Source organism: Streptomyces sp. NPDC012769 (assembly GCF_042901205.1).
Taxonomy (GTDB): domain Bacteria; phylum Actinomycetota; class Actinomycetes; order Streptomycetales; family Streptomycetaceae; genus Streptomyces.
Genome location: NZ_JBIBCP010000004.1, coordinates 403,682 through 428,430 on the forward strand (window position 1 = coordinate 403,682; position 24,749 = coordinate 428,430).

Below are 24,749 nucleotides of genomic sequence, written 5' to 3' on the forward strand. Positions count from 1 at the left end.
CCTAGTGGACGAACTGCCCCACCATGGCGATAACCGCTACAAGCAGACCTGCCGCAGCGAGTGCGACTTGCCACCTTTCCGGCCAAGTCCAATCGCTGCGCGCCTTCCGCCCGATCCGGCCTTCCACCACACGCCCTCCTATTCTTCCAGTGGTGCCTCGATGGAATTGTCAAGGCAAGCTGCCCCCCTGCCCTCATTTGACAGCGAGTTCGCAGCGCTCAAGAGGAAGAACTCAGAGAAGGTCTTTCATGCAGTACTGACTCCTGGCCCGGTAAACTACGCCGCTCTCAACGAAACACCGCTGGCCGGTTGAGTCCCACACTCAAGTAGGCGCGCGTATTTTACGCCTGAAAGCATGTCTTTCTTAATCCGGCACGTCTACTTCAATGTTCCGTCGACTTCTCGATCATTACGTAGCTCGTGAAGTACAGCACTCGTAAGCTTACGCAATAGTGACCAATCCATAGGAACGCCAGCTCTTTTTACCAGAACACCCTTCAGGGCCTCTTCGATGCGATCTGATACGTCACCGGCAGGTCCTGAAACTGACGACTTCCAAGGTGCGGGAGGATCGCCCCAAAAGGTTCGCACTCCAGAGTGGCGTATCAGTTCTGTCTGTCTGCGAATGTGCATATCGATTTCTGCACTCGGGACGCCATATCGCTCGCACACGCGAAATACCTCTTCTATGCCGAGCTCAACGTACTGTCGGGCGCCTGCGGGGAGCCTATGCATCCCACCTAGATGTCCGGTCCGGCTTCTCCTGTCACGCTCGGCGCGCTTCCACGCTTCATCCCAGTTATGCACAGAAGCTTCCGACTCACCGCAGATGCGCGCAAGCTCGCTCGCAGACCGGCGGCTAAACTTCTGACGTCCATTGAGCGCATCACCCAAGGTGCTTCGGCGCAACTTGACATTACGTTGCTCCGCCAGCTTTTCGATGCGCCGCAGAGTCAAGCCTTTCTGCTTCACCAGACGCCCAAGAGCTAGGCGTAGCTCCGTGTGACTGGTGATGTCTTCGGGATGCGTCGAGCCATAATTGAACACAAAGAAGTCTTTTAGTATCTTGGCGTTGCGCCATTCCTGCTCGGCAGCCTTCGGATCCGATGCGCAGCCCCGGACGAACGCTTCGAAGGTGTGTCGGCTGGGCATTTCGAATCCTTGCGTAGCTCGATGCAGCGAAGACTTCGAAACGAATGTCAATGCAGAAAGGTCTCCAAAGCTAAGTCCGGCGCGTCGCTTCTCGCGCAGCAGCCAGGTTTGCAAGGGACCGGCCTTTGAGCTGATTCTTTGATTCCCGTGCCGCTGCACCGATACCCCCCTTTGCTCAGTGACTTGTAATTGCAAGCCTGCTTCGGTGGAACAGGAATAGCGTGACAACGAGGGGGCACCCATGTCCACCGACCCGGGTTTTTTGTCCGGGACAGCTCGACATTATCGGTAGTAACAACCTGTGCGCGATGCGGTGTTTCGCGTGGTCAGAGGCCATGGGGACACTGGATCGTCCCAGACCTGTCCGACTTCCCGGTAGCGTTTCGACGTGCGTTCGCCTCGTTCGACCTGATCGCACACGCGACAGCCTCAAGGCATGGGCCCGTCGCGCCGCACGGTGGCGTTCACTGCCGTTCATCTGCGAAAAGGAACCAGCGGACGGCTGCGTGTGAAGACCGATCGGCGGGCAGGGCCAGTGGTCCGCCCAGCCCGCCCGGACGTGTCCCGCACGTGCGACCCTCTGGCAGCAAGCGAAGCTTGTGGAAGGAAGTGCCGTGCCGGAGGCCAGCCCGCGCGGAACCTATCTGCTCATCGCTGACGCGCTGCGGAAAGACATCGAGGAGGGGCAACTCAAGGACAGCCCCCTGCCGTCAGAGGCCACCCTCGTGCAGGCCCACGGCGTCTCCCGCAACACGGTCCGTCGCGCGCTCAACACACTGGAGTCCGAGAAGCTGATCACGTCCGTTCCGGGCGCCGGCTGGCGGGTGTCCCGAGATCCCATCCCGCCTCTTGTGGAGCGCCTGATCGCCGTCATCACAGAGGACTCCCTCGCCGTCGGCGACAGGTTCCCGTCAGAGGCGAACCTCTGCGAGCGCTTCGGAGTGTCCCGGACAGCGGTGCGCCGCGCGCTGGCTCAGATGGAGGGCACTGGTCTGCTCGCGACCGTGCACGGCAAGGGGCGCACAGTGCTCGCCCTTCCGACCACCAAAGAGGAGTCATAGCCTTGCCATCCATGGGGCTTACTGAGTGGGCGCACTCTCTTGGGGTCGCCAGGCGGGCGCGTTCCCTGAGCCCGATCCTCGGCCGGGACGCCGAGCTGCTGGAGGCTGCCGCCGTTCTGCACGATGTCGGCTACGCCCCCTCCAATGCCACAACCGGCTTTCATCCGCTCGACGGGGCTCGCTTCCTTCGCGACCAGGAGGGTGCCGACGAGCGGGTCGTCCGGCTCGTGGCGCACCATTCCTGCGCGCTCCTGGCGGCGGAGGAGCGGGGACTCCGGGAAGAGCTGGCGAGCGAGTTCAGCTCACCCCCAGGGACCCGCTGGATGTGCAGGACAGGCGCCATGTAGGCACCGACGCCGTACAGGTGGCCATTGGTGAGCATCTCGTCGTCAGACCGGTAGGTTGAGTTGTAGAGCGTGGTGGAGTGGAGCCGGAACTCCATCCCCGGAAGCCCGAACAATGGGGCGTAGTTGACCAGCGCATTTCGAATCTTGCTGGCCATCGCGCCCCCGATCCCTTCGTCCTCGCCGCGCACGGGGACAGCCGCGGACTCGGGATCCCCGAGCATGAACCGGATCCGGACGTCGGCGGCCGAGCTCTCCTTGACGACCCGGTGGAGTGATCACCCTTCGGGAAACGCGGCCCGTGTCCGGTACGAAATGGACCGACACGGGGGAGAGGCACGATTGACGCGGACTGAAGATGCGGGACCCCGGCGTGAACCGGGCGTTCCCTACTCCTCCTGAGCTGGTCACCATGCTTCAGGTGCATCTGAAGGAATTCGGGACGGCCCCGGACGGTCGGGTTTTCCACAATGAGCGTGGTGGTCTCGTGGGGTCGACGTCCTACTACAGGGTCTGGATGGAAGCGCGGCAGTACACCTTCCCGCCGCCCAAGTTCCTCCCCGCTCGCGACCTCCCCGGAGGCCATCGACCGGCACTACGCGGGGCTGGTCGACAACAGCGAGGAGGACGACAACAGGAAGATCGAGAAGGCGATGGGGTGGTCGTCCGGAGGTAGCGACACGGACTGACGAGTGTGTCGGAGGTGGGTCGCGAACACTGAGAGACAGCAAGAGAGGGCGGGAGCCAGTGAGACTGACTTCCGCCCTCTTCTGTCGGCATCCGCACTGGTCAGACCATGATTTTCGGTCTCTGACCGGCGAGTGCCCCCGGCAGGATTCGAACCTGCGCACACGGCTCCGGAGGCCGTTGCTCTATCCCCTGAGCTACGGGGGCGTTGCCGCGTTCGGCGGCGACGGGTAGAACACTACCAGCTCGCGGAGGGTGCCTGTGAACAGGTATTTCCGTCGCGTGACGGGAGGGGGGTTCGCTCGCACGGGTCAGAAGTGGGCAAAAGCCGGACGCGGTCCCTCCTCGCGACCTACTCTCGACGTGTGTCAGGGGTGTCCGGGCGGGTGTTGGTTGTCGATGACAACCGGGTGATCCGCCAGCTGATCAGGGTCAATCTCGAGCTCGAGGGGTTCGAGGTGGTGACCGCGGCCGATGGTGCCGAGTGTCTGGATGTCGTACATGAGGTCCGTCCTGATGTCGTCACCCTCGATGTCGTCATGCCCCGGCTGGACGGTCTGAAGACCGCCGCGCGGTTGCGGGAGGATCCGCGGACGAGTCATCTGCCCGTGGCGCTCATCAGCGCCTGCACCGAGTACGCGACGGACGGCGGGGGAGCCGCCGGGGTCGACGCGTTCCTTGCCAAGCCGTTCGAGCCGACCGAACTCGTGCGGGTCGTGCGGCAGCTCATGCACCGGGAGCGGCGCGGGGATCACGACGACGGGGCGGCCGGCCAAGAGGCCGGTGAGGAGCCGCCCGCAGTGCCCGCGACGCCCACGGTGGAGGGGCGGCAGGGGCGGCCGGGCGCGCGCAGCGGTTCGTAGGCTCCCGGCACCCGCCCCGGCAGCCGCCTCGTCCCGCCGACGAGGACCGTACCCGCCCCGGCAGCCGCCCCGTCCCGCCGACGAGGACCGCACCCGCCCCGGCAGCCGCCCCGTCCCGCCGACGAGGACCGTACCCGCCCCGGCAGCCGCCCCGTCGCGCCGACGAGGACCGCGCCCGCCCCGGCCCCACCCCCACCCCCCCCACCGCCCACATGCCGAAACCGGTTCGCGTTCGGCCCCCCCTCCTCGCCTAGGCTGGTCCCGTGACCCCCGCGGACCTCTCCCTCACCGTGCTGCACGCCGTGCGCCGTGCGGTCGACGAGGGTGCGTTGGCCGTCGAGGTGCCCGAGCGGGTGCATGTCGAGCGGCCGGGGGGCGGCGGTCGAGGGGACTACGCCAGCAACGTCGCGCTCGTGCTCGCCCGGGCCGCCGACGCGACGCCGCGCCAGGTCGCCGACGTCCTCGTGGAGCGGCTCCTCCCGCACCCGGGACTCGACCGCGTCGACATCACCGGGCCCGGCTTCCTCAACTTCACCCTCCGGGCCGACCTGCGGCAGGACCTCGTGCGGGCCGTTCTGCGGGACGGTCCGCGCTACGGGCACCGGCCGCTCGGCGGCGAGCCCGTACAGCCGGTGCATCGCGCCGACGTCCGGGCCGCGGTGACCGCCGACGCCGTGCGGCGGCTCCTCGTCGCACAGGGGCATCCCGTGCGCGTCGCCTGCGAGGACGCTGTCGACCCCGAATGGGGCCTGCTCGGAGCGCGGACCGAGGTCGGGCACGCCCGCGGCCGCCTCGCCACCACCATCACCCCGCTGCCCGTGCCGTACGAAGCCGGCGAGCTGTACCGGCGCTTCGGGGTCGACGCGGCCCGATGGGGGCTGCTCTCCGCCGCCGCGCACGATCACGCCAGGCTCACCGACGCACTGCTCCACCAGCACGAGCGCAACCCCCTCTTCCGCGTTCGGTACGCCCACGCCCGCGCCAGGACCCTGAGCCGTAACGCCGCCCAGCTCGGGTTCGACTCCGCGTACGACCACCCCGTCGACGAGCCCCGGCTCCTCGCTCTCCTCGGCGACCACCCCGCCGTCCTGCTCTCCGCCGCCCGCCACCGCGCCCCCGACCGGGTCGCACGGCACCTGGAGGCCGTCGCCGACGCGCTCCTCGCGTTCCAGCACACCGTTCTGCCCCTCGGCGACGAGAAACCCTCGGCCGCCCACCGCTCCCGGCTGGCGCTCGCCGAAGCCGCCGGGACGGTGCTCGCCGGTGGCCTCTCCCTGCTCGGCATCAGCGCACCCGACCAGATCTGAAAGACGCAGACCATGAGCCGTTCCGCACACCCCGCCGGGCCCCGCCACGCCGACGTTCTGCCCGAGGGCCACTACTCCGCCCCGCCGTCCGACCTCAACCGCCTCGACCCCAAGGTGTGGTCGCGGACCGTGCGGCGCGACGAGCAGGGGCGGGTCACCGTCGGCGGCCTGAGCGTCACCGAGCTCGCCGAGGAGTTCGGGACGCCCGCCTACTTCCTCGACGAGGACGACTTCCGGACCCGCTGCCGCGCCTGGGCCGACGCCTTCGGCGCCGACGCGGACGTGTTCTACGCCGGCAAGGCGTTCCTCTCCCGGGCCGTCGTGCGCTGGCTCAAGGAGGAGGGGCTCAACCTCGACGTCTGCTCCGGCGGCGAGCTCACCACCGCGCTCTCCGCCGGCATGCCCGCCGAGCGGATCGCCTTCCACGGGAACAACAAGTCCACGGAGGAGATCCACAAGGCCGTGAGCGCCGGGGTCGGGCGGATCGTGCTCGACTCCTTCCAGGAGATCGTCCGCGTCGCCCACATCGCCCAGTCCCTCGGCAGGCGCCAGCGCGTGCAGATCCGGGTGACCGTCGGCGTCGAGGCGCACACCCACGAGTTCATCGCCACCGCCCACGAGGACCAGAAGTTCGGCATCGCGCTGGCCGGCGGGCAGGCCGCGGAGGCGGTCCGCCGGGCGCTCTCCCTCGACGGGCTCGAGCTCATCGGGATCCACTCCCACATCGGTTCGCAGATCTTCGACATGGCCGGCTTCGAGGTGTCCGCGCGGCGCGTCGTCCAGCTGCTCGCCGAGGTCCGCGACGAGCACGGGGTGGAGCTGCCCGAGATCGACCTCGGCGGCGGCCTCGGCATCGCGTACACCTCCGAGGACGATCCGCGCGAGCCGCACCACATCGCCAAGGCGCTGACCGAGATCGTGACGCGGGAGTGCGAGTCCGCCGGGCTGCGCACGCCGCGCATCTCCGTCGAGCCCGGGCGCGCCATCGTCGGTCCGACCGCCTTCACCCTCTACGAGGTGGGCACGGTCAAGCCGCTGGAGGGGCTGCGGACGTACGTCTCCGTCGACGGCGGCATGTCGGACAACATCCGCACCGCCCTGTACGACGCCGAGTACAGCGTCGCCCTGGTCTCCCGGACCAGTGACGCCGAGCCGATGCTCTCGCGGGTCGTGGGCAAGCACTGCGAGAGTGGTGACATCGTCGTACGGGACGCCTTCCTGCCCGCCGACGTGGCGCCCGGCGACCTGATCGCCGTACCGGCCACCGGGGCGTACTGCCGCTCCATGGCCAGCAACTACAACCACGCGCTGCGGCCGCCGGTCGTCGCCGTCCGGGACGGCGAGGCGCGGGTCATCGTGCGACGGGAGACGGAGGAAGATCTCCTGCGTCTGGACGTCGGGTGACGAAATAGTCCGGCGAGGGAAGAGCCCCCTGCCGGAATAGTCGAGTGGTGGAATTCATGTCTCACCATCCGGACCAAGGCCGGAAACGGTCGTCCGGTGAGTGAGACTGGTTCCACCGTAGGGACACGACCGTAGAAATACGGCTCAGAAGGTATGAGAAACGAGGTCGGATGATGCGTACGCGTCCGCTGAAGGTGGCGCTGCTGGGCTGTGGAGTGGTCGGCTCAGAGGTGGCGCGCATCATGACGACGCACGCCGACGACCTCGCCGCGCGCATCGGCGCCCCGGTCGAGCTCGCCGGCGTGGCCGTCCGCCGGCCCGACAAGGTCCGCGGGGGAGTCCCCGCCGAGCTGATCACCACCGACGCGACCGCCCTCGTCAAACGCGGGGACATCGACGTCGTCGTCGAGGTCATCGGTGGCATCGAGCCGGCCCGCACCCTCATCACCACCGCCTTCGAGCACGGCGCCTCCGTCGTCTCCGCGAACAAGGCGCTGCTGGCCCAGGACGGCGCGACCCTCTACGCCGCCGCCGAGCAGCACGGGCAGGACCTCTACTACGAGGCCGCGGTCGCGGGTGCCATCCCGCTCATCCGGCCGCTGCGCGAGTCCCTCGCCGGCGACAAGATCAACCGGGTGATGGGCATCGTCAACGGGACGACGAACTTCATCCTGGACAAGATGGACACCTCCGGGGCGGGCTACAGCGAGGCCCTGGACGAGGCCACCGCCCTCGGGTACGCGGAGGCCGACCCGACCGCCGACGTCGAGGGCTTCGACGCCGCCGCCAAGGCCGCCATCCTCGCCGGCATCGCCTTCCACACCCGGGTGCGCCTCGACGACGTCTACCGCGAGGGCATGACCGAGGTCACCGCGGGCGACTTCGCCTCCGCCAGGCAGATGGGCTGCACCATCAAGCTGCTCGCCATCTGCGAGCGGGCCGCCGACGGCGAGTCCGTCACCGCGCGCGTGCACCCCGCGATGATCCCGCTCAGCCACCCGCTCGCCTCCGTCCGCGAGGCCTACAACGCCGTCTTCGTCGAGGCGGAGGCAGCCGGACGGCTCATGTTCTACGGACCCGGTGCGGGCGGCTCGCCGACCGCGTCCGCCGTCCTCGGCGACCTCGTCGCCGTCTGCCGCAACCGTCTCAACGAGGCGACGGGCCCCGGCGAGTCCGCGTACACCCGACTGCCCGTGAGCCCCATGGGCGAGGTCGTCACGCGGTACCACATCAGCCTCGACGTGGCCGACAAGCCGGGCGTCCTCGCCCAGGTCGCGACGGTCTTCGCCGAGCACGGCGTGTCGATCGACACCGTCCGTCAGACGGGCAAGGACGGCGAGGCCTCCCTCGTCGTCGTCACCCACCGCGCGCCCGACGCCGCCCTCTCCGGGACCGTCGAGGCGCTGCGCAAGCTCGACACCGTGCGCGGTGTCGCCAGCATCATGCGTGTTGAAGGGGAGTAAGGACCCATGACCAGCAAGGGCACCCACCAGTGGCGCGGCATCATCGAGGAGTACCGGGACCGCCTTCCGGTCACGGACACGACGCCGGTCGTCACGCTCCGTGAGGGCGGTACGCCGCTCGTCCCCGCCCAGGTCCTCTCCGAGCGCACGGGCTGCGAGGTGCACCTGAAGGTGGAGGGCGCCAACCCCACCGGCTCCTTCAAGGACCGGGGCATGACCATGGCGATCTCCAAGGCCAAGGAGGAGGGCGCGCAGGCCGTCATCTGCGCCTCCACCGGCAACACCTCCGCCTCGGCCGCGGCGTACGCGGTGCGGGCCGGCATGGTGTCCGCCGTCCTCGTTCCCCGGGGCAAGATCGCGCTCGGCAAGATGGGCCAGGCCCTCGTGCACGGCGCGAAGATCCTCCAGGTCGACGGCAACTTCGACGACTGCCTCACCCTGGCCCGCGGCCTTTCCGAGAACTACCCGGTGGCGCTGGTCAATTCGGTGAACCCGGTCCGTATCGAGGGTCAGAAGACCGCCGCCTTCGAGATCGTGGACATGCTCGGCGACGCCCCCGACATCCACGTCCTGCCGGTCGGCAACGCCGGCAACATCACGGCGTACTGGAAGGGCTACCGGGAATACGCCGCGGACGGCATCGCCGGCCGCACCCCGCGCATGTGGGGCTTCCAGGCCTCCGGCTCCGCGCCGCTCGTGCGCGGCGAGGTGGTCAAGGACCCGTCGACCATCGCCACCGCGATCCGGATCGGCAACCCGGCCTCCTGGCAGTACGCGCTCGCCGCGCGCGACGAGTCGGGCGGCTTCATCGACGAGGTGACGGACCGTGAGATCCTGCAGGCCTACCGCCTGTTGGCTGCGCAGGAGGGCGTCTTCGTCGAGCCGGCCTCGGCCGCGTCGGTGGCCGGCCTGCTGAAGGCCGCCGCGCAGGGCAAGGTCGACCCGGGCCAGACCATCGTCTGTACGGTCACCGGCAACGGCCTCAAGGACCCCGACTGGGCCGTCGCGGGCGCCCCGCAGCCGGTCACCGTCCCGGTCGACGCCGCCGCTGCCGCCGAGCGGCTCGGACTGGCCTGAGGGTCGGGCCGAAGGTCGGCTTGAAGGCCGGTCTGACGGTAGGCCCGGGGCCGACCGGAAGCCGGCCTGGAGCCCGCCCCGACTCCGGCCTGAAGCCCACCCCGAATCCGGCTTGAAGCCCGCCTCGATTCCGGCCGGAAAAACGGCTGAAAGCGGCTGCTTCGCAGGTTCCTGATCGGGTGTCAAACCCGATCAGGAACCGACATAGGCGCACAGGCTGGCGCGCGACACGCATCGTGCGCCTCCTGTGCGCCCTATGTCGCCACAGAACCTTCCTTCGATAGGCTGTACCGAACCCACCCCGACGCATATGCGCGGTGGTGTTGCCGTTGTCGCGCCGGAGGCGCGAGCGGCCCTGGGGTTCCCGCGTACTTCCCCCGTCACTTCCTCCGCACGTCCCCGCAAGTCAAGGAGAGTCATCGAGCGATGGCCGGTCCCGCGTTCCGCGCCGCCGCCGTACGGGTGCGCGTTCCCGCCACCAGCGCCAACCTCGGCCCGGGCTTCGACGCCTTCGGCCTGTCGCTGGGGCTCTACGACGACGTCGTCGTCCGGGTCGCCGACTCCGGGCTGCACATCGACATCGCCGGAGAGGGCGCCGACACCCTGCCGCGCGACGAGAGCCACCTCCTCATCCGCTCGATGCGCACGGCCTTCGACCTGCTCGGCGGACAGCCGCGCGGCCTCGAGGTCGTTTGCGCCAACCGCATCCCCCACGGCCGCGGCCTCGGCTCCTCCTCCGCCGCCATCTGCGCCGGCATCGTCGCCGCCCGCGCCGTGACCATAGGCGGCGACGCCCGGCTCGACGAGACGGCCCTGCTGGAACTGGCCACCGAGATCGAGGGCCACCCCGACAACGTCGCCGCCTGTCTGCTCGGCGGCTTCACGCTCGCCTGGACCGAGGGCGGCGCCGCCCGGGCGATCAGGATGGACCCCTCGGATTCCATCGTTCCGGTGGTTTTCGTCCCCGGGAAGCCCGTGCTGACCGAGACCGCCCGCGGACTGCTCCCGCGCACCGTCCCGCACGTGGACGCCGCGGCCAACGCCGGCCGTGCCGCCCTCCTCGTCGAGGCCCTGACCCGCCGCCCCGAGCTGCTGCTCGCGGCCACCGAGGACCGGCTGCACCAGGAGTACCGGGCGCCCGCGATGCCCGAGAGCATCGCTCTTGTGAACCGGCTGCGGGCGGACGGAGTGCCCGCGGTCATCTCCGGCGCGGGCCCCACGGTCCTTGCGCTGGCGGAACACGCAACGGCCGACAAGGTCGCACTGCTCGCGGGCGAGGGGTGGGCCGCGAACCGGCTCGACCTCGACGGACCCGGGGCCAGCGTCCTGCCGCTCGCGCCCTGACGGGCGACCGCGTGGTCCCCGGGCCGGGGACCACGCGGACACGGGATTGCCGGTGACGGAGAGGGGGAATGTTTGTTGGAGCCGGTAGTGTTAACCTCAAGTCTGCACCCGACGTCTTTGTGGCGCGGTGCTGAGTGTCCCCATCAGGGACCACCCATTCTTCCGGGAGCCTCCTCCACTGCCTGAGCAGCCTGCCTGAGCAGTTTCGAGCACGCTCCGGAACCGGCACGACACCCCTCGCTCTTCTCCAGGTGAGGGCCGAGCAGGGGGCGCTCGGGCCGGACCCACAGCACGTTTTCTCTCTTCCGCCGTACCCGGCGGGACCACCGCCCCGACACGGTCCACCAAGACAGGACCGCTGTCGGACAGCACAACCGGTCGCCGAGCCAGATGGCCGACGTCCGCTCCAGGGAAGGACCCTTCGTGAGCGACACCACCGATCTGATGGGCGTGACTGCCGACAACAGCGTCGACACCGCCGCGCCCGCCGCAGGTGCTGCCACTGGCACCACCGCACGGCGCCGCCGCTCCGGCACCGGCCTCGAGGGCATGGTCCTGGCCGAGCTGCAGCAGGTCGCGTCCGGCCTCGGCATCAGGGGCACCGCGCGTATGCGCAAGAGCCAGCTGATCGAGGTCATCAAGGAGGCGCAGGCCGGAGGGGGCGCCGCCGCGCCCGCCAAGGCGGCCGACGCCGCCGAGACCAAGCCGAAGCGCCGCGCCACCTCCAAGGCCCGTACGGGCGAGACCGCCGCCGAGGCCGCGCCGAAGGCCGAGAAGGCCGAGCCGGTCGCCCAGCAGCAGATCGAGATCCCGGGTCAGCCGGCCTCCGACGACGCCCCGGCCGGCGAGCGCCGCCGCCGTCGCGCCACCGCCCCCGCCGGTTCGCCGGAGGGCGAGGCCAAGGCCGAGGCCGCCACGGTCGTCAAGACCGAGGCCCGCCCCGAGACCCGTACCGAGGCCAAGACCGACACGCAGACCGACGCCAAGGCCGAGGCCGCCGCGGACACCGCCGAGGGCCGTGGCCGTCGTGACCGTGGTGAGCGGGGCGAGCGCGGTGAGCGCCGCGACCGCCGGGACCGCCAGCGCGACCGCGGCAAGGGCGACGACCAGCAGGGCGGTGGCCAGGGCGGCCAGCGCAAGGAGCGCCAGGGCCAGGGCCAGAGCCAGGGTCAGCCGCAGGGCCAGCAGGCCGGTCCGCAGGACGACTACGACGACGAGGCCGGCGGCCGTCGCGGCCGGCGCGGGCGCTACCGCGACCGCCGTGGCCGTCGCGGCCGCGACGAGTTCGCCGGCGGCGAGCCGCAGGTCTCCGACGACGACGTCCTGATCCCGGTCGCGGGCATCCTCGACATCCTCGACAACTACGCGTTCATCCGGACCTCCGGCTACCTGCCCGGCCCGAACGACGTGTACGTCTCCCTCGCCCAGGTCCGCAAGAGCGGCCTGCGCAAGGGTGACCACGTCACCGGTGCCGTGCGCCAGCCGAAGGACGGCGAGCGCCGCGAGAAGTTCAACGCGCTGGTGCGCCTCGACTCGGTCAACGGCATGGCGCCGGAGTCCGGCCGCGGCCGCCCCGAGTTCAACAAGCTCACCCCGCTCTACCCGCAGGACCGCCTGCGTCTGGAGAGCGACCCGGGCGTGCTGACCACGCGGATCATCGACCTCGTGTCGCCGATCGGCAAGGGCCAGCGCGGTCTGATCGTGGCCCCGCCGAAGACCGGCAAGACCATGATCATGCAGGCGATCGCCAACGCGATCACCCACAACAACCCCGAGTGCCACCTGATGGTCGTCCTGGTCGACGAGCGTCCGGAAGAGGTCACCGACATGCAGCGGTCGGTCAAGGGCGAGGTCATCTCCTCGACCTTCGACCGCCCGGCCGAGGACCACACCACCGTCGCCGAGCTGGCCATCGAGCGCGCCAAGCGCCTCGTGGAGCTGGGTCACGACGTGGTCGTCCTGCTGGACTCCATCACCCGCCTGGGCCGCGCGTACAACCTCGCGGCGCCCGCCTCCGGCCGCATCCTGTCCGGTGGTGTCGACTCGACCGCGCTCTACCCGCCGAAGCGCTTCTTCGGTGCCGCGCGCAACATCGAGGACGGCGGCTCGCTGACCATCCTGGCCACCGCGCTGGTCGACACCGGCTCGCGCATGGACGAGGTGATCTTCGAGGAGTTCAAGGGCACCGGCAACATGGAGCTCAAGCTCGACCGGAAGCTCGCCGACAAGCGCATCTTCCCGGCCGTCGACGTCGACGCCTCGGGTACGCGCAAGGAGGAGATCCTCCTCGGCAGCGACGAGCTCTCCATCACCTGGAAGCTGCGCCGGGTGCTGCACGCGCTCGACCAGCAGCAGGCGATCGAGCTGCTGCTCGACAAGATGAAGCAGACCAAGTCGAACGCCGAGTTCCTGCTCCAGATCCAGAAGACCACGCCCGGCGCCAACAACGACTGACGTCGTCCCGCCGAGACGTCGGTCACACGGCCGGGGGCCGGGACCAGCCCCGTGACCCTGCCGTGACCTGCGTGAACGACCGCGCCCACCGTGCCCCGCACGGTGGGCGCGGTCGTGTTTCCGGCCGTCGCTCACCGAAACCCCACAGGCGCGTATGCAACCCTTTCGGCTGTTTCGCCGTCACACAAGGTGAACCACAGGGCTGAGGGAAGAGATGACCGAGCAGACACGAAGCGGCCGAATACGGGCCACCGGCCGCCGCCGCAAGGCGCCCGCCAAGCGACGCCGCGCGGCGGCCTTCGCCGCCTGGGGCGCCGCCGCGCTCGTCCTCGTCGGCGGCTGCGGACTCGGCTACGTCTACTACCACCTCAACGGCAACCTCCAGGGCGTCGACATCAACGGCCAGCTCGGCAAGGACCGCCCCGAGGACGTCGACAACGGCTCGATGGACATCCTCGTCCTCGGCTCCGACTCCCGCTCCGGCGCCAACGGCGCGTACGGCAGGGACGAGGGCGCCGCCCGCTCCGACACCGCGATGGTCGTCCACGTCTACGAGGGCCACAAGAAGGCCTCCGTGGTCTCCGTCCCGCGCGACACCCTCGTCGAACGCCCGCAGTGCACCGACCGCAAGGGCGCGACCGTCCCCGCCGAGCACCGGGCCATGTTCAACACGGCCTTCGAGGCCGGCGGCCCCGCCTGCGCCGTCAAGACCGTCGAGGCGATGTCCGGCATCCGCATGGACCACTACATCGAGGTCGACTTCACCGGCTTCACCAGACTCATCGACGAGCTCGGGGGGGTCCGGATCACCACCACCCGGGCCATCGAGGACTCCAAGAGCCACCTCGACCTCGCCCCCGGCACCCACACCCTCGACGGCGAGCAGTCCCTCGGCCTGGTCCGCACCCGCAAGAGCGTCGGCGACGGCAGCGACCTCGGCCGCATCCAGCTCCAGCAGGCCTTCATGAAGGCCTTCATCGACCAGGTGAAGAGCGTCGGCGTCCTGGCGAACCCCAAGACGCTGCTCGACCTCGCCGACACCGCCACCAAGGCCATCACGCCCGACTCCGAGCTCGACAGCGTCGACGAGCTCATGAGCTTCGCCAAGGGCCTGTCCGGGCTCGGCGCCGACGACGTCCACATGATCACGCTCCCGGTCGAGTACGACCCCCTCGACCCCAACCGGGTCGTGCCCCTCGAGGCCCAGGGACGGCAGGTCTGGAAGGCCCTCAAGGCCGACCGGCCGATCCCCGCGTCCGCCACCAAGGACGCGGCCACCGGCAAGGCCGACGGCGTGGTCCGCTAGGCCGTGTCTTCCGGACCGTGCCGGGCCCCCGTGCTGCCCGAGAACGGTCAGGAATAGTTCCGGCCCGACCCCGGTTTTGGGAGATGCGGCCGGTCCTGGCAGACTGGTACGTCGGCCCCGGTTCACGCAGGTGCATCCCGCACGGCGACCCGGAGCCCTCCCGAAACTAGGAGACACCTTGAAGCGCGAGATCCACCCCGAGTACGTCGAGACCCAGGTCAGCTGCACCTGTGGCGCGTCGTTCACCACCCGTAGCACCCTGACCGAGGGCACCATCCGTGCCGAGGTCTGCTCCGAGTGCCACCCGTTCTACACGGGCAAGCAGAAGATCCTCGACACCGGCGGCCGCGTGGCCCGCTTCGAGGCCCGCTTCGGCAAGGCTGCCGGCTCCGCCAAGAAGTAGCGAGCCACTGCGCCGGTCTTCGGCTGCCCCTGCGCGGGGCGGCCGGGACCGGCGCTTTGCCGTCCCGTAGCAACTTACGAAAACCAGGAGCCCCCGATGTTCGAGGCGGTCGAGGAACTGGTCGGCGAACACGCCGACCTCGAGAAGAAGCTCGCCGATCCTTCGGTCCACGCCGACCAGGCCAACGCGCGCAAGCTGAACAAGCGGTACGCCGAGCTGACCCCGATCGTCGCCACCTACCGCTCCTGGAAGCAGACCGGTGACGACATCGAGACCGCCCGCGAGCTGGCGCACGACGACCCGGACTTCGCCGCCGAGGTGAAGGAGCTGGAGAAGCAGCGCGAGGAGCTGACCGACAAGCTGCGGCTGCTGCTCGTCCCGCGCGACCCCAGCGACGACAAGGACGTCATCCTGGAGATCAAGGCCGGCGCCGGCGGCGACGAGTCCGCCCTCTTCGCCGGCGACCTGCTGCGCATGTACCTGCGCTACGCCGAGCGCGTCGGCTGGAAGACCGAGCTCATCGACGCCACCGAGTCCGAGCTCGGCGGCTACAAGGACGTCCAGGTCGCCGTCAAGACCAAGGGCGGCAACGGGGCCACCGAGCCCGGCCAGGGCGTCTGGGCGCGACTGAAGTACGAGGGCGGGGTGCACCGCGTGCAGCGCGTGCCCGCCACCGAGTCGCAGGGCCGCATCCACACCTCCGCGGCCGGTGTGCTCGTCACGCCGGAGGCCGAGGAGGTCGAGGTCGAGATCCACGCCAACGACCTGCGCATCGACGTCTACCGCTCGTCCGGCCCCGGCGGCCAGTCCGTCAACACGACCGACTCCGCCGTCCGCATCACCCACCTGCCGACCGGCATCGTCGCCTCCTGCCAGAACGAGAAGAGCCAGCTCCAGAACAAGGAGCAGGCCATGCGCATCCTGCGCTCCCGGCTCCTCGCCGCCGCGCAGGAGAAGGCCGAGGCCGAGGCCGCCGACGCCCGTCGCAGCCAGGTCCGCACCGTCGACCGCTCCGAGAAGATCCGCACGTACAACTACCCGGAGAACCGCATCTCGGACCACCGGGTCGGCTTCAAGGCGTACAACTTGGACCAGGTGCTCGACGGCGAGCTCGACGCGGTCATCCAGGCCTGCGTCGACGCCGACGCGGCGGCCAAGCTGTCCGGCGCGTAAGGCCCGGCGCGTACGGTTCCGCCCGTCACCCCGGCGCGGCTCGGCCGCCGCGCCGGCCGCCCCAAGCCCCACCCCGCACCCCGCACCACGGAGGACCAGCGTGAACCTGCTGCTTGCCGAGGTGGCCCAGGCCACCCAGCGGCTGGCCGACGCCGGCGTTCCCTCACCGCGTTTCGACGCCGAGGAGCTCGCCGCGTTCGTGCACGGCGTCAAGCGGGGGGAGCTGCACAACGTCAAGGACGCGGACTTCGACGCCCGCTACTGGGAGGCCATCGCGCGCCGCGAGGCGCGCGAGCCGCTCCAGCACATCACCGGCCGGGCGTTCTTCCGCTACCTGGAGCTCCAGGTGGGTCCCGGCGTCTTCGTGCCGCGCCCCGAGACCGAGTCCGTGGTCGGCTGGGCCATAGACGCCGTACGGGCCATGGACGTCGTCGAGCCGCTCATCGTCGACCTGTGCACCGGCTCCGGCGCCATCGCGCTCGCCATGGCCCAGGAGGTGCCGCGCTCGCGCGTGCACGCCGTCGAGCTCTCCGACGACGCGCTCGTCTGGACCCGGAAGAACGCCGAGGGCTCGCGCGTCACCGTCCACCAGGGCGACGCGCTGACCGCGCTGCCGGAACTGGACGGGCAGGTCGACCTGGTGATCTCCAACCCGCCGTACATCCCGCTCACCGAATGGGAGTACGTGGCGCCCGAGGCCCGCGACCACGACCCGGAGATGGCCCTGTTCTCCGGCGAGGACGGCCTCGACACCATCCGGGGCATCGAGCGCACCGCGCACCGGCTGCTGCGCCCCGGCGGGCTGGTCGTCGTCGAGCACGCGGACACCCAGGGCGGCCAGGTGCCGTGGATCTTCAACGAGGAGGCCGGCTGGGCGGACGCCGCCGACCACCCCGACCTGAACAACCGGCCGCGCTTCGCGACCGCCCGCAAGGCGACCCCATGACCCGGCACGACGCGTACGAGGAGGCAGGCGAGTAATGGCTCGGCGATACGACTGCAACGAGGCGACGGACCGTGCCACGGGTCTGCGTGAGGCCGCGTCCGCCGTACGCCGCGGCGAGCTGGTCGTGCTTCCCACCGACACCGTGTACGGGGTCGGGGCGGACGCCTTCAGCGGGGAGGCCGTCGCGGACCTGCTCGCGGCCAAGGGGCGCGGCCGGAACATGCCGACGCCGGTCCTGATCGGCTCCCCGAACACCCTGCACGGGCTGGTCACGGACTTCTCCGAGCAGGCCTGGGAGCTCGTCGACGCGTACTGGCCGGGGGCCCTGACCCTGGTCGCCCGGCACCAGCCCTCGCTCCAGTGGAACCTGGGCGACACCCGCGGCACCGTCACCATCCGGATGCCGCTGCACCCGGTCGCCATCGAGCTGCTCACGGAGGTCGGCCCGATGGCGGTCTCCGCGGCGAACTCGGCCGGGCACCCGGTGCCGGAGGACTGCGACGCGGCGCAGGGCATGCTCGGCGACTCCGTCTCCGTCTACCTCGACGGCGGCCCGACGCCCGGCAACGTGCCCTCGTCCATCGTCGACGTGACGGGCAAGGTGCCGGTGCTGCTGCGCGAGGGCGCGCTGACGGCGGAAGAGCTCCGGAAGGTGGTACCCGACCTCGAGGTGGCCAATTGACCGCCCCTGAGGGGCGTGGCATAGCGGGGCACGAGCACGACGGCAGTACCTTCCGCATCCTCCACGTCAGCACCGGCAACGTCTGCCGCTCGCCGATCACCGAGCGGCTGACCCGCCATGCCCTGATCGACCGCCTCGGCGACCCGCTGGGCGGCGGCCTCATCGTGGAGAGCGCGGGCACGTGGGGCCACGAGGGCGCCCCGATGGAGACCAACGCGGAGCTGGTCCTCGCGGACTTCGGCGCGGACTCCAGCGGCTTCGTGGGCCGCGAGCTCCTCGACGAGCACGTCATCCGCGCCGACCTGGTCCTCACCGCCACCCGCGACCACCGCGCGCAGGTCATCTCGATGGGCCACTCGGCGGGCCTGCGCACCTTCACCCTGAAGGAGTTCACCCGCCTCGTCCGCGCGATAGACCCCGCGACCCTCCCCGACCCCCTCGGCGCCAACGGCACGGTCGACCGCGCCCGCGCCCTGGTCCGCGCCGCCGCGGCGCTCCGCGGATGGCTCCTGGCCCCCTCGGTCGACGCGGACGAGGTCAACGACCCGTACGGCGCCCCGATCACCTTCTTCCGCTCGATCGGCGACGAGATCCAGCAGGCGCTTGACCCCGTGGTGACGGCGCTGACGGGGGTGCCGGCCAAGCACTGAGGTCGGGTCGTGCGCCGCACCCGCGTCCGCCGGTCGGAGGCCGGCGCAGCGTCCCGAAGCCTGAGAGGCCCCTCGGGGCCGAGCAGTGCGAGGGGCGCGTGGGGGAAGGGGCTCCCGCAGGCGCTTGACCCCGTGGTGACGGCGCTGACGGGGGTGCCGGCCAAGCACTGAGGTCGGGGCAGGGCCCACGAGGGCGCCAAGGCTCACGAGGGCGGTGGGCCCGGTTGGCGCAGTGGGGGAGCGGTGGAGGGGGGCGGTGTCTACAGTGGATTTCTGGTCACACTCGACGTCCGGAGTCCCGCCATGCCGGTCACCGCACCCCCCGAAGACGAGCTCGACGTGTTGCGCCGTCAGGACCCCGAGGTCGCCGACGTGCTGCTGGGGGAGGCGCGGCGGCAGGCGGACAGTCTGCAGTTGATCGCCGCGGAGAACTTCACCTCCGGGGCCGTCCTCGCCGCGCTCGGGTCGCGGCTCGCCAACAAGTACGCGGAGGGCTATCCCGGCGCCCGGCACCACGGCGGGTGCGAGTACGCCGACGCGGCCGAGCGGATCGCCGTCGACCGGGCCAAGGCGCTCTTCGGGGCCGAGCACGCGAACGTACAGGCGCATTCGGGATCCTCCGCCGTGCTCGCCGCGTACGCCGCGCTGCTGCGGCCCGGGGACACCGTGCTCGCCATGGGGCTCGCGTACGGCGGGCACCTCACCCACGGCTCGCCCGCGAACTTCTCCGGCCGCTGGTTCGACTTCGTCCCCTACGGCGTCGACGCCGAGACCGGTCTCATCGACTACGAGCAGCTCGCCGCGCTCGCCCGGCACCACCGGCCGAAGGCGATCGTCTGCGGCTCCATCTCCTATCCGCGTCACCCTGACTACGCGATTTTCCGCCAGATCGCCGACGAGGTGGGCGCCTATCTCATCGCCGACGCCGCCCACCCCCTGGGCCTGGTCGCCGGCGGCGCGGCCCCGAGCCCCGTCCCGTACGCGGACATCGTCTGCGGCACCACCCACAAGGTGCTGCGCGGCCCCCGCGGCGGGCTCGTGCTGTGCGGGGCGGAGCTCGCCGACCGGGTGGACCGGGCCGTGTTCCCGTTCACCCAGGGCGGCGCGCAGATGCACACGATCGCGGCGAAGGCGGTGGCCTTCGGCGAGGCCGGCACCCCGGCCTTCAGCGCGTACGTCCATCGGGTGGTCGACAACGCCCGGGTCCTCGCCGCCGCCCTCGCGACCGAGGGGTTCGCGGTCACCACCGGCGGCACGGACACCCACCTCATCACCGCCGACCCCGCCCCGCTCGGCGTCGAGGGCCGCACCGCCCGCTCCCGGCTCGCCGCCGCCGGCATCGTGCTCGACACCTGTGCGCTGCCGTACGGGGACGGGCGCGGCATCCGGCTCGGCACCGCCGCCGTCACCACCCAGGGGATGGGGGCGCCCGAGATGGCGAGGATCGCCGCGCTGTTCACCGCCGCACTGCGGGACGACCCGGAGGAGACGGCCGGGGTACGGGCACGGGTACGGGAGCTTGCCGGGCGATTTCCTCCGTATGGACCCCCGTATGGGCGGTGAAGAGGCCGCTCGCGAAGGCCGGGGAACCGTTTCCGGCCTTCCGGATGTCCTCGACCATGGGGACGGCCCGGCTAGGGTGTGGGGCTGAGATGGCCAGCGATTCCTGTGGGGCAGCCCGTGCGTGATTACCTGCTGACGCTCTGTGTCACGGCCGCGGTGACCTATCTGCTGACCGGTCCGGTGCGGAAGTTCGCCATCGCGACCGGGGCGATGCCGGAGATCCGCGCCCGCGACGTACACCGAGAACCGACTCCGCGGCTCGGTGGCATCGCCATGTTCTTCGGGCTGTGCGCGGGACTTCTCGTCGCCGACCACCTGCAGAACCTCAACAGCGTCTTCGAGCTGTCCAACGAGCCCCGCGCGCTGCTCTCCGGCGCCGCGCTGATCTGGCTGATCGGTGTCCTCGACGACAAGTTCGAGCTGGACGCGCTGATCAAGCTGGGCGCGCAGATGATCTCGGCCGGCGTGATGGTGATCCAGGGTCTGACGATCCTGTGGCTGCCGATCCCGGGTGTCGGCACGGTCGCCCTCACCCAGTGGCAGGGCACGCTGCTGACCGTCGCGCTGGTCGTCCTCACCATCAACGCGGTGAACTTCGTCGACGGTCTGGACGGTCTCGCCGCCGGCATGGTCTGCATCGCCGCCGCCGCCTTCTTCCTCTACGCGTACCGGATCTGGTTCGGCTACACGATCGAGGCGGCCGCCCCCGCGACCCTCTTCGCGGCCATCCTCATGGGAATGTGCCTGGGGTTCCTGCCGCACAACATGCACCCGGCGCGGATCTTCATGGGCGACTCGGGCTCGATGCTGATCGGTCTGATCCTGGCCGCCTCGGCCATCTCCATCACGGGCCAGGTCGACCCGGACGCGCTGAAGATCTTCGAGGGCTCGACGAAGGCGGCCACCCACGCCGCCCTGCCGGTCTTCATCCCGCTGCTGCTGCCGCTGACCATCATCGCGATCCCGATGGCCGACCTGGTGCTCGCGATCGTGCGCCGCACGTGGAACGGCCAGTCGCCGTTCGCCGCGGACCGGGGGCATCTGCACCACCGGCTCCTGGAGATCGGGCACTCGCACAGCCGAGCGGTGCTGATCATGTACTTCTGGTCGGCGCTGATCGCCTTCGGGACGCTGGCCTACTCGGTCCACTCGACGTCGATGTGGATCGTCCTCGCGGTGGTCTTCCTGAGCGCGGTCGGTCTGGTGCTGCTCCTGCTGCCGCGGTTCTCGCCGCGGGCGCCCCGCTGGGCGGAGGCGGTCGTGCCGCCGCGCTACCGGCGCCGCAAGGTCGTGCCGGCTCCCGAGGAGGCCCTGCCGGCCGAGGAGGAGCGCACGCCCGTGCCCGCCGGGGTCAACGGGGCGACCGCCATCGGTCACCGTTCCCGGTTCTCCGACCGGAGTAAGGCCGGGGCGCGGGGTTGACGAAAACCCCATCTCGCTCCATTACCAGACAGGACGCCCCGACGCCGTGCACACACGCGCGCAGTAGCTCTCACGTGTGACAGTTGGCACACCCTCTGGGTAAAGACCTATTCAAATAGTTTGTGATACGGTTCACGAGACCCGGCGACAGTGCCGAAGGACCGTAGTGCGACGGTCCGTTGGCCCCGAGACCCACCTCGGACCGGGCTTACGCTCGTCCATGACGACACCATCGCCCCCTCCAGCAAGCGGAGACACCGCCATGCCGTCCAACGACGCACGCACCCTGCTGCACACCGCCGTTCCCACCGCAGCCGTCGGCGCCATCGCCACGGTCGTCAGCGGTGTGGTCGTCGGTGGCAAGGGCGCGCTCGGCGCCGTCATCGGCACCGCGGTCGTGATCCTCTTCATGGGCATCGGGCTGGTGGTTCTGCAGCGGACGGCGAAGAAGCTTCCGCAGCTGTTCCAGGCCATGGGGCTCATGCTCTACACGGCCCAGCTGCTGGTCCTCTTCATCTTCCTGGCCTTGCTGAAGGACACCTCGGCGTTCGACTTCAAGGCCTTCGCCTTCACGCTGCTCGCCACGACCATCGTGTGGGTCGCCGCCCAGGCCCGGGCCTATATGAAGGCCAAGATCATGTACGTCGACCCCGAGAACACGGGGCCGAAGTCGTGAAGGGTAGGGCCGGGATAAAGGCGCGTTCGGCTTCCTGCTATCGTCCGGTGCCAACTGCGGCACTGCGGGCGCGGGCATCCGAAGCGGCGCCTGTCCCAGCGCGAGGCTCGATGCCGAACCGCCGCCCCCTTATCCGTAAGACCAGTCCAGTGCCGACCCGCGGCTGCGTGCCGCGCCGACACAACGAGGTTGCCGTACCTATGCGCCACGCTGAAGGAGCCCGCGGTGAGTGCTGACCAGACGCTTGCCTTCGACCCGGATTGCCACATCTTCACTGGATGCGGCTTCCCGGCGCCGGGCCTGCACACGTTCATGTACGAGCCCATCTTCTCCGTGGGCGGCTTCGACTTCTCCAAGCCGATGCTGCTCGCGCTTCTGGGCTCGATCGTGGTCGTCGGCTTCTTCTGGGCCGCTTTCAACAAGCCCAAGCTGATTCCCGGCAAGATGCAGATGGTCGGCGAGGCCGGTTACGACTTCGTGCGCCGCGGCATCGTCTACGAGATCATCGGCAAGAAGGACGGCGAGAAGTACGTCCCGCTGATGGTGTCCCTGTTCTTCTTCGTGTGGATCATGAACCTCTGGTCCATCATCCCGCTCGCGCAGTTCCCGGTCACCTCGCTGATCGCCTTCCCGGCGGCCCTCGCGCTGATCGTCTACGTGCTCTGGATCTCGCTGACCTTCAAGAAGCACGGCTTCGTCGGCGGCTGGAAGAACATCACCGGTTACGACAAGTCGCTCGGCCCGATCCTTCCTCTGGTCGTCGTCCTCGAGTTCTTCTCGAACCTGCTCATCCGGCCCTTCACGCACGCGGTCCGACTGTTCGCGAACATGTTCGCCGGTCACCTGCTGATCGTGATGTTCTCGCTGGCGACCTACTACCTCATGAACGAGATCGGCTTCGTCTACGCCGGTGCCTCGTTCGTGATGGTCATCATCATGACCGCCTTCGAGCTCTTCATCCAGGCCGTCCAGGCGTACGTCTTCGTCCTCCTGGCCTGCAGCTACGTCCAGGGCGCGCTCTCCGAGCACCACTGAGCCGGCCCGGCAGCAGCACCACCCCCCTTACCAACAGTCGTCCGGTGGCCAACCCCCACCGGGTCCTTGAAAGAGAAGGAAGAACCGGCATGTCCGCTCTCGAGACTCTCGCCGCCGTCAACGGAAACGTCGCCTCGATCGGCTACGGCCTCGCGGCCATCGGCCCCGGCGTCGGCGTCGGCATCATCTTCGGTAACGGCACCCAGGCCCTCGCCCGTCAGCCCGAGGCGGCCGGCCTGATCCGTACCAACCAGATCATGGGTTTCGCCTTCTGTGAGGCGCTCGCCCTCATCGGCATCGTCATGGGCTTCGTCTACAAGTAAGCCGGACCGACAGCCCATACCTTTTTACGGAAGGCACTGATGTGAACGCTCTGCTTCTTGCGGCAGCGGCGGAGGAGCAGCCTCCGCTCATCCCGCATCTCGACGAGCTCGTCATCGGCCTGATCGCCTTCGTCATCGTCTTCGGCTTCCTCGCCAAGAAGCTTCTCCCGAACATCAACAAGGTTCTGGACGAGCGCCGCGAGGCCATCGAGGGTGGCATCGAGAAGGCCGAGTCGGCCCAGATCGAGGCTCAGAGTGTGCTGGAGCAGTACAAGGCTCAGCTCGCCGAGGCCCGCCACGAGGCCGCGCGTCTCCGCCAGGAGGCGACGGAGCAGGGCACCGCGATCATCCAGGAGATGAAGGCGGAAGGCCAGCGCCAGCGCGAGGAGATCATCGCGGCCGGTCACGCCCAGATCGAGGCCGACCGCAAGGCCGCGTCCGCCGCGCTGCGTCAGGACGTGGGCAAGCTCGCCACCGACCTGGCCGCGAAGCTGGTCGGCGAGGCCCTCGAGGACCACGCCCGCCAGAGCCGCACCATCGACCGCTTCCTCGACGAGCTCGAGGAGAAGGCCGAGGCCGTCCGATGAACGGAGCGAGCCGCGAGGCACTGGGCACCGCACGCGAGGCCCTCGACGCGCTGACCGACAACACGTCGGTGGATGCCGGCAAGCTCGCGGGCGAGCTGGCTGCCGTCACCGCGCTGCTCGACCGCGAGGTGTCGCTGCGTCGGGTCCTGACCGACCCGGCGCAGTCGGGCGAGGCCAAGGCCGCGCTCGCGCAGCGACTCCTGTCCGGTCAGGTGGGCGGCGAGACCGTCGACCTGGTCTCCGGGATGGTCCGCTCCCGCTGGTCGCAGTCGCGCGACCTGGTCGACGCGGCCGAGGAGCTGGCGAACACCGCCGACCTCACCGCCGCCCAGAAGGCGGGCAGCCTCGACAACGTCGAGGACGAGCTGTTCCGCTTCGGCCGGATCGTCTCCTCCAGCACCGAGCTCCGCTCGGCGCTGACGGACAAGACCGCGAAGGCCTCCGCCAAGGGCGAGCTGCTGCGCAGCCTGCTCGGCGGCAAGGCCGACACCGTCACCGAGCGCCTGGTCGTCCGTCTCGTGACCCAGCCCCGGGGACGTAGCCTGGAAGCGGGACTCGAGTCCCTGTCCAAGCTCGCCGCGGCGCGCCGGGACCGGATGGTCGCCGTCGTCACCTCGGCGGTGCCGCTCAGCGACCGGCAGAAGCAGCGCCTCGGCGCCGTGCTGGCCAAGCTGTACGGCCGCCAGATGCACCTGAACCTGGACGTGGACCCCACGGTCCTCGGCGGGATCTCGGTGCGGGTCGGCGACGAGGTCATCGACGGCACCATCGCCGAGCGTCTCGACGAGGCGACCCGGCGACTGGCCGGCTGACCTCGGCCACAACTC

At 69.9% G+C, this 24,749-nt stretch carries 22 protein-coding genes, 1 tRNA gene and 2 pseudogenes; 22 read left to right on the forward strand and 3 right to left on the reverse strand.

Annotation, left to right across the window (positions count from 1 at the left end; genetic code table 11):
• Window positions 1-378 precede the first annotated feature (378 nt).
• The gene (locus ACFY7C_RS23100) at window positions 379-1,152 is read right to left on the reverse strand and encodes a hypothetical protein (RefSeq protein WP_389653741.1); all 774 of its coding nucleotides are present in this window, start codon (window positions 1,150-1,152) and stop codon (window positions 379-381) included.
• A gap of 614 nt (window positions 1,153-1,766) precedes the next feature.
• On the opposite strand from ACFY7C_RS23100, the gene ACFY7C_RS23105 reads away from it, so the two are divergent.
• Together ACFY7C_RS23105 and ACFY7C_RS23110 are read left to right on the forward strand one after the other, a co-directional pair.
• Window positions 1,767-2,213: a GntR family transcriptional regulator gene (locus tag ACFY7C_RS23105; protein WP_389653744.1), complete on the forward strand. Its 447-nt coding sequence runs from the start codon at window positions 1,767-1,769 to the stop codon at window positions 2,211-2,213.
• Between the two features lie 11 nt (window positions 2,214-2,224).
• Window positions 2,225-2,512, forward strand: a pseudogene (locus ACFY7C_RS23110) (HD domain-containing protein); the annotation flags it as partial.
• Here the strand turns inward: ACFY7C_RS23110 and ACFY7C_RS23115 are convergent.
• Together ACFY7C_RS23115 and ACFY7C_RS23120 are read right to left on the reverse strand one after the other, a co-directional pair.
• Window positions 2,512-2,835: pseudogene (locus ACFY7C_RS23115) on the reverse strand (XRE family transcriptional regulator); the annotation flags it as partial. The pseudogenes ACFY7C_RS23110 and ACFY7C_RS23115 sit on opposite strands and share 1 nt — an antisense overlap.
• A 544-nt stretch (window positions 2,836-3,379) precedes the next feature.
• Window positions 3,380-3,451 (reverse strand) — tRNA-Arg (locus ACFY7C_RS23120).
• Window positions 3,452-3,609: 158 nt separating this feature from the next.
• Here ACFY7C_RS23120 and ACFY7C_RS23125 point away from each other — a divergent pair.
• The 20 genes from ACFY7C_RS23125 to ACFY7C_RS23220 all read left to right on the forward strand — a co-directional run bounded on the left by ACFY7C_RS23125 (window position 3,610) and on the right by ACFY7C_RS23220 (window position 24,734).
• Window positions 3,610-4,107, forward strand: a complete 498-nt coding sequence (locus tag ACFY7C_RS23125) for a response regulator (protein WP_389653748.1) — start codon at window positions 3,610-3,612, stop codon at window positions 4,105-4,107.
• 263 nt (window positions 4,108-4,370) lie between these two features.
• On the forward strand, window positions 4,371-5,414 hold the full coding sequence (gene nrtL / locus ACFY7C_RS23130; RefSeq protein ID WP_389653751.1) for an ArgS-related anticodon-binding protein NrtL: 1,044 nt from the start codon (window positions 4,371-4,373) through the stop codon (window positions 5,412-5,414).
• Window positions 5,415-5,426: 12 nt separating this feature from the next.
• Window positions 5,427-6,818, forward strand: a complete 1,392-nt coding sequence (lysA, locus tag ACFY7C_RS23135) for a diaminopimelate decarboxylase (protein WP_389653754.1) — start codon at window positions 5,427-5,429, stop codon at window positions 6,816-6,818.
• 170 nt (window positions 6,819-6,988) lie between these two features.
• On the forward strand, window positions 6,989-8,281 hold the full coding sequence (locus ACFY7C_RS23140) for a homoserine dehydrogenase (protein ID WP_389653756.1): 1,293 nt from the start codon (window positions 6,989-6,991) through the stop codon (window positions 8,279-8,281).
• A 6-nt stretch (window positions 8,282-8,287) separates the two neighbouring features.
• Window positions 8,288-9,358 carry a threonine synthase gene (gene thrC / locus ACFY7C_RS23145; protein ID WP_389653758.1) on the forward strand — a complete coding sequence of 357 codons (1,071 nt, stop codon included), beginning with the start codon at window positions 8,288-8,290 and terminating at the stop codon, window positions 9,356-9,358.
• A 426-nt stretch (window positions 9,359-9,784) separates the two neighbouring features.
• On the forward strand, window positions 9,785-10,702 hold the full coding sequence (thrB, locus tag ACFY7C_RS23150) for a homoserine kinase (RefSeq protein ID WP_389653760.1): 918 nt from the start codon (window positions 9,785-9,787) through the stop codon (window positions 10,700-10,702).
• 423 nt (window positions 10,703-11,125) lie between these two features.
• Window positions 11,126-13,156, forward strand: coding sequence for a transcription termination factor Rho (gene rho / locus ACFY7C_RS23155; protein WP_389653762.1), 2,031 nt, complete (start codon window positions 11,126-11,128; stop codon window positions 13,154-13,156).
• 214 nt (window positions 13,157-13,370) lie between these two features.
• Window positions 13,371-14,462, forward strand: coding sequence for an LCP family protein (locus ACFY7C_RS23160; RefSeq protein WP_389653764.1), 1,092 nt, complete (start codon window positions 13,371-13,373; stop codon window positions 14,460-14,462).
• A gap of 178 nt (window positions 14,463-14,640) precedes the next feature.
• Window positions 14,641-14,865 carry a 50S ribosomal protein L31 gene (gene rpmE / locus ACFY7C_RS23165; protein WP_030761597.1) on the forward strand — a complete coding sequence of 75 codons (225 nt, stop codon included), beginning with the start codon at window positions 14,641-14,643 and terminating at the stop codon, window positions 14,863-14,865.
• 96 nt (window positions 14,866-14,961) lie between these two features.
• The gene (gene prfA, locus ACFY7C_RS23170; RefSeq protein ID WP_389653766.1) at window positions 14,962-16,038 is read left to right on the forward strand and encodes a peptide chain release factor 1; all 1,077 of its coding nucleotides are present in this window, start codon (window positions 14,962-14,964) and stop codon (window positions 16,036-16,038) included.
• Between the two features lie 100 nt (window positions 16,039-16,138).
• Window positions 16,139-16,984, forward strand: a complete 846-nt coding sequence (prmC, locus tag ACFY7C_RS23175) for a peptide chain release factor N(5)-glutamine methyltransferase (RefSeq protein ID WP_345485624.1) — start codon at window positions 16,139-16,141, stop codon at window positions 16,982-16,984.
• A gap of 34 nt (window positions 16,985-17,018) precedes the next feature.
• A complete protein-coding gene (locus ACFY7C_RS23180; RefSeq protein ID WP_389653769.1) occupies window positions 17,019-17,666 on the forward strand; it encodes an L-threonylcarbamoyladenylate synthase in 648 nt (215 codons plus the stop codon).
• Window positions 17,663-18,316 carry a protein-tyrosine-phosphatase gene (locus tag ACFY7C_RS23185; RefSeq protein WP_389653771.1) on the forward strand — a complete coding sequence of 218 codons (654 nt, stop codon included), beginning with the start codon at window positions 17,663-17,665 and terminating at the stop codon, window positions 18,314-18,316. The genes ACFY7C_RS23180 and ACFY7C_RS23185 overlap by 4 nt, the downstream gene beginning before the upstream one ends.
• 303 nt (window positions 18,317-18,619) lie before the next feature.
• Window positions 18,620-19,879, forward strand: a complete 1,260-nt coding sequence (gene glyA, locus ACFY7C_RS23190; protein ID WP_389653773.1) for a serine hydroxymethyltransferase — start codon at window positions 18,620-18,622, stop codon at window positions 19,877-19,879.
• Window positions 19,880-19,996: 117 nt separating this feature from the next.
• Entirely contained in the window at window positions 19,997-21,301 is a 1,305-nt protein-coding gene (locus ACFY7C_RS23195; RefSeq protein ID WP_389653775.1) for an MraY family glycosyltransferase, read from the forward strand.
• 262 nt (window positions 21,302-21,563) lie between these two features.
• A complete protein-coding gene (locus ACFY7C_RS23200; RefSeq protein WP_389653777.1) occupies window positions 21,564-21,977 on the forward strand; it encodes a hypothetical protein in 414 nt (137 codons plus the stop codon).
• Between the two features lie 225 nt (window positions 21,978-22,202).
• Window positions 22,203-23,012 (forward strand): F0F1 ATP synthase subunit A, encoded by an 810-nt coding sequence (atpB, locus tag ACFY7C_RS23205; protein ID WP_389653779.1) that lies wholly within the window; start codon window positions 22,203-22,205, stop codon window positions 23,010-23,012.
• 89 nt (window positions 23,013-23,101) lie between these two features.
• A complete protein-coding gene (gene atpE, locus ACFY7C_RS23210) occupies window positions 23,102-23,335 on the forward strand; it encodes an ATP synthase F0 subunit C (protein ID WP_010474382.1) in 234 nt (77 codons plus the stop codon).
• Between the two features lie 41 nt (window positions 23,336-23,376).
• Complete coding sequence (locus tag ACFY7C_RS23215) at window positions 23,377-23,922, forward strand: F0F1 ATP synthase subunit B (RefSeq protein ID WP_356696693.1); 546 nt, start codon at window positions 23,377-23,379, stop codon at window positions 23,920-23,922.
• On the forward strand, window positions 23,919-24,734 hold the full coding sequence (locus ACFY7C_RS23220) for a F0F1 ATP synthase subunit delta (protein ID WP_389653781.1): 816 nt from the start codon (window positions 23,919-23,921) through the stop codon (window positions 24,732-24,734). Before ACFY7C_RS23215 ends, ACFY7C_RS23220 begins: the two co-directional genes overlap by 4 nt.
• The last annotated feature ends 15 nt before the right edge of the window (window positions 24,735-24,749 follow it).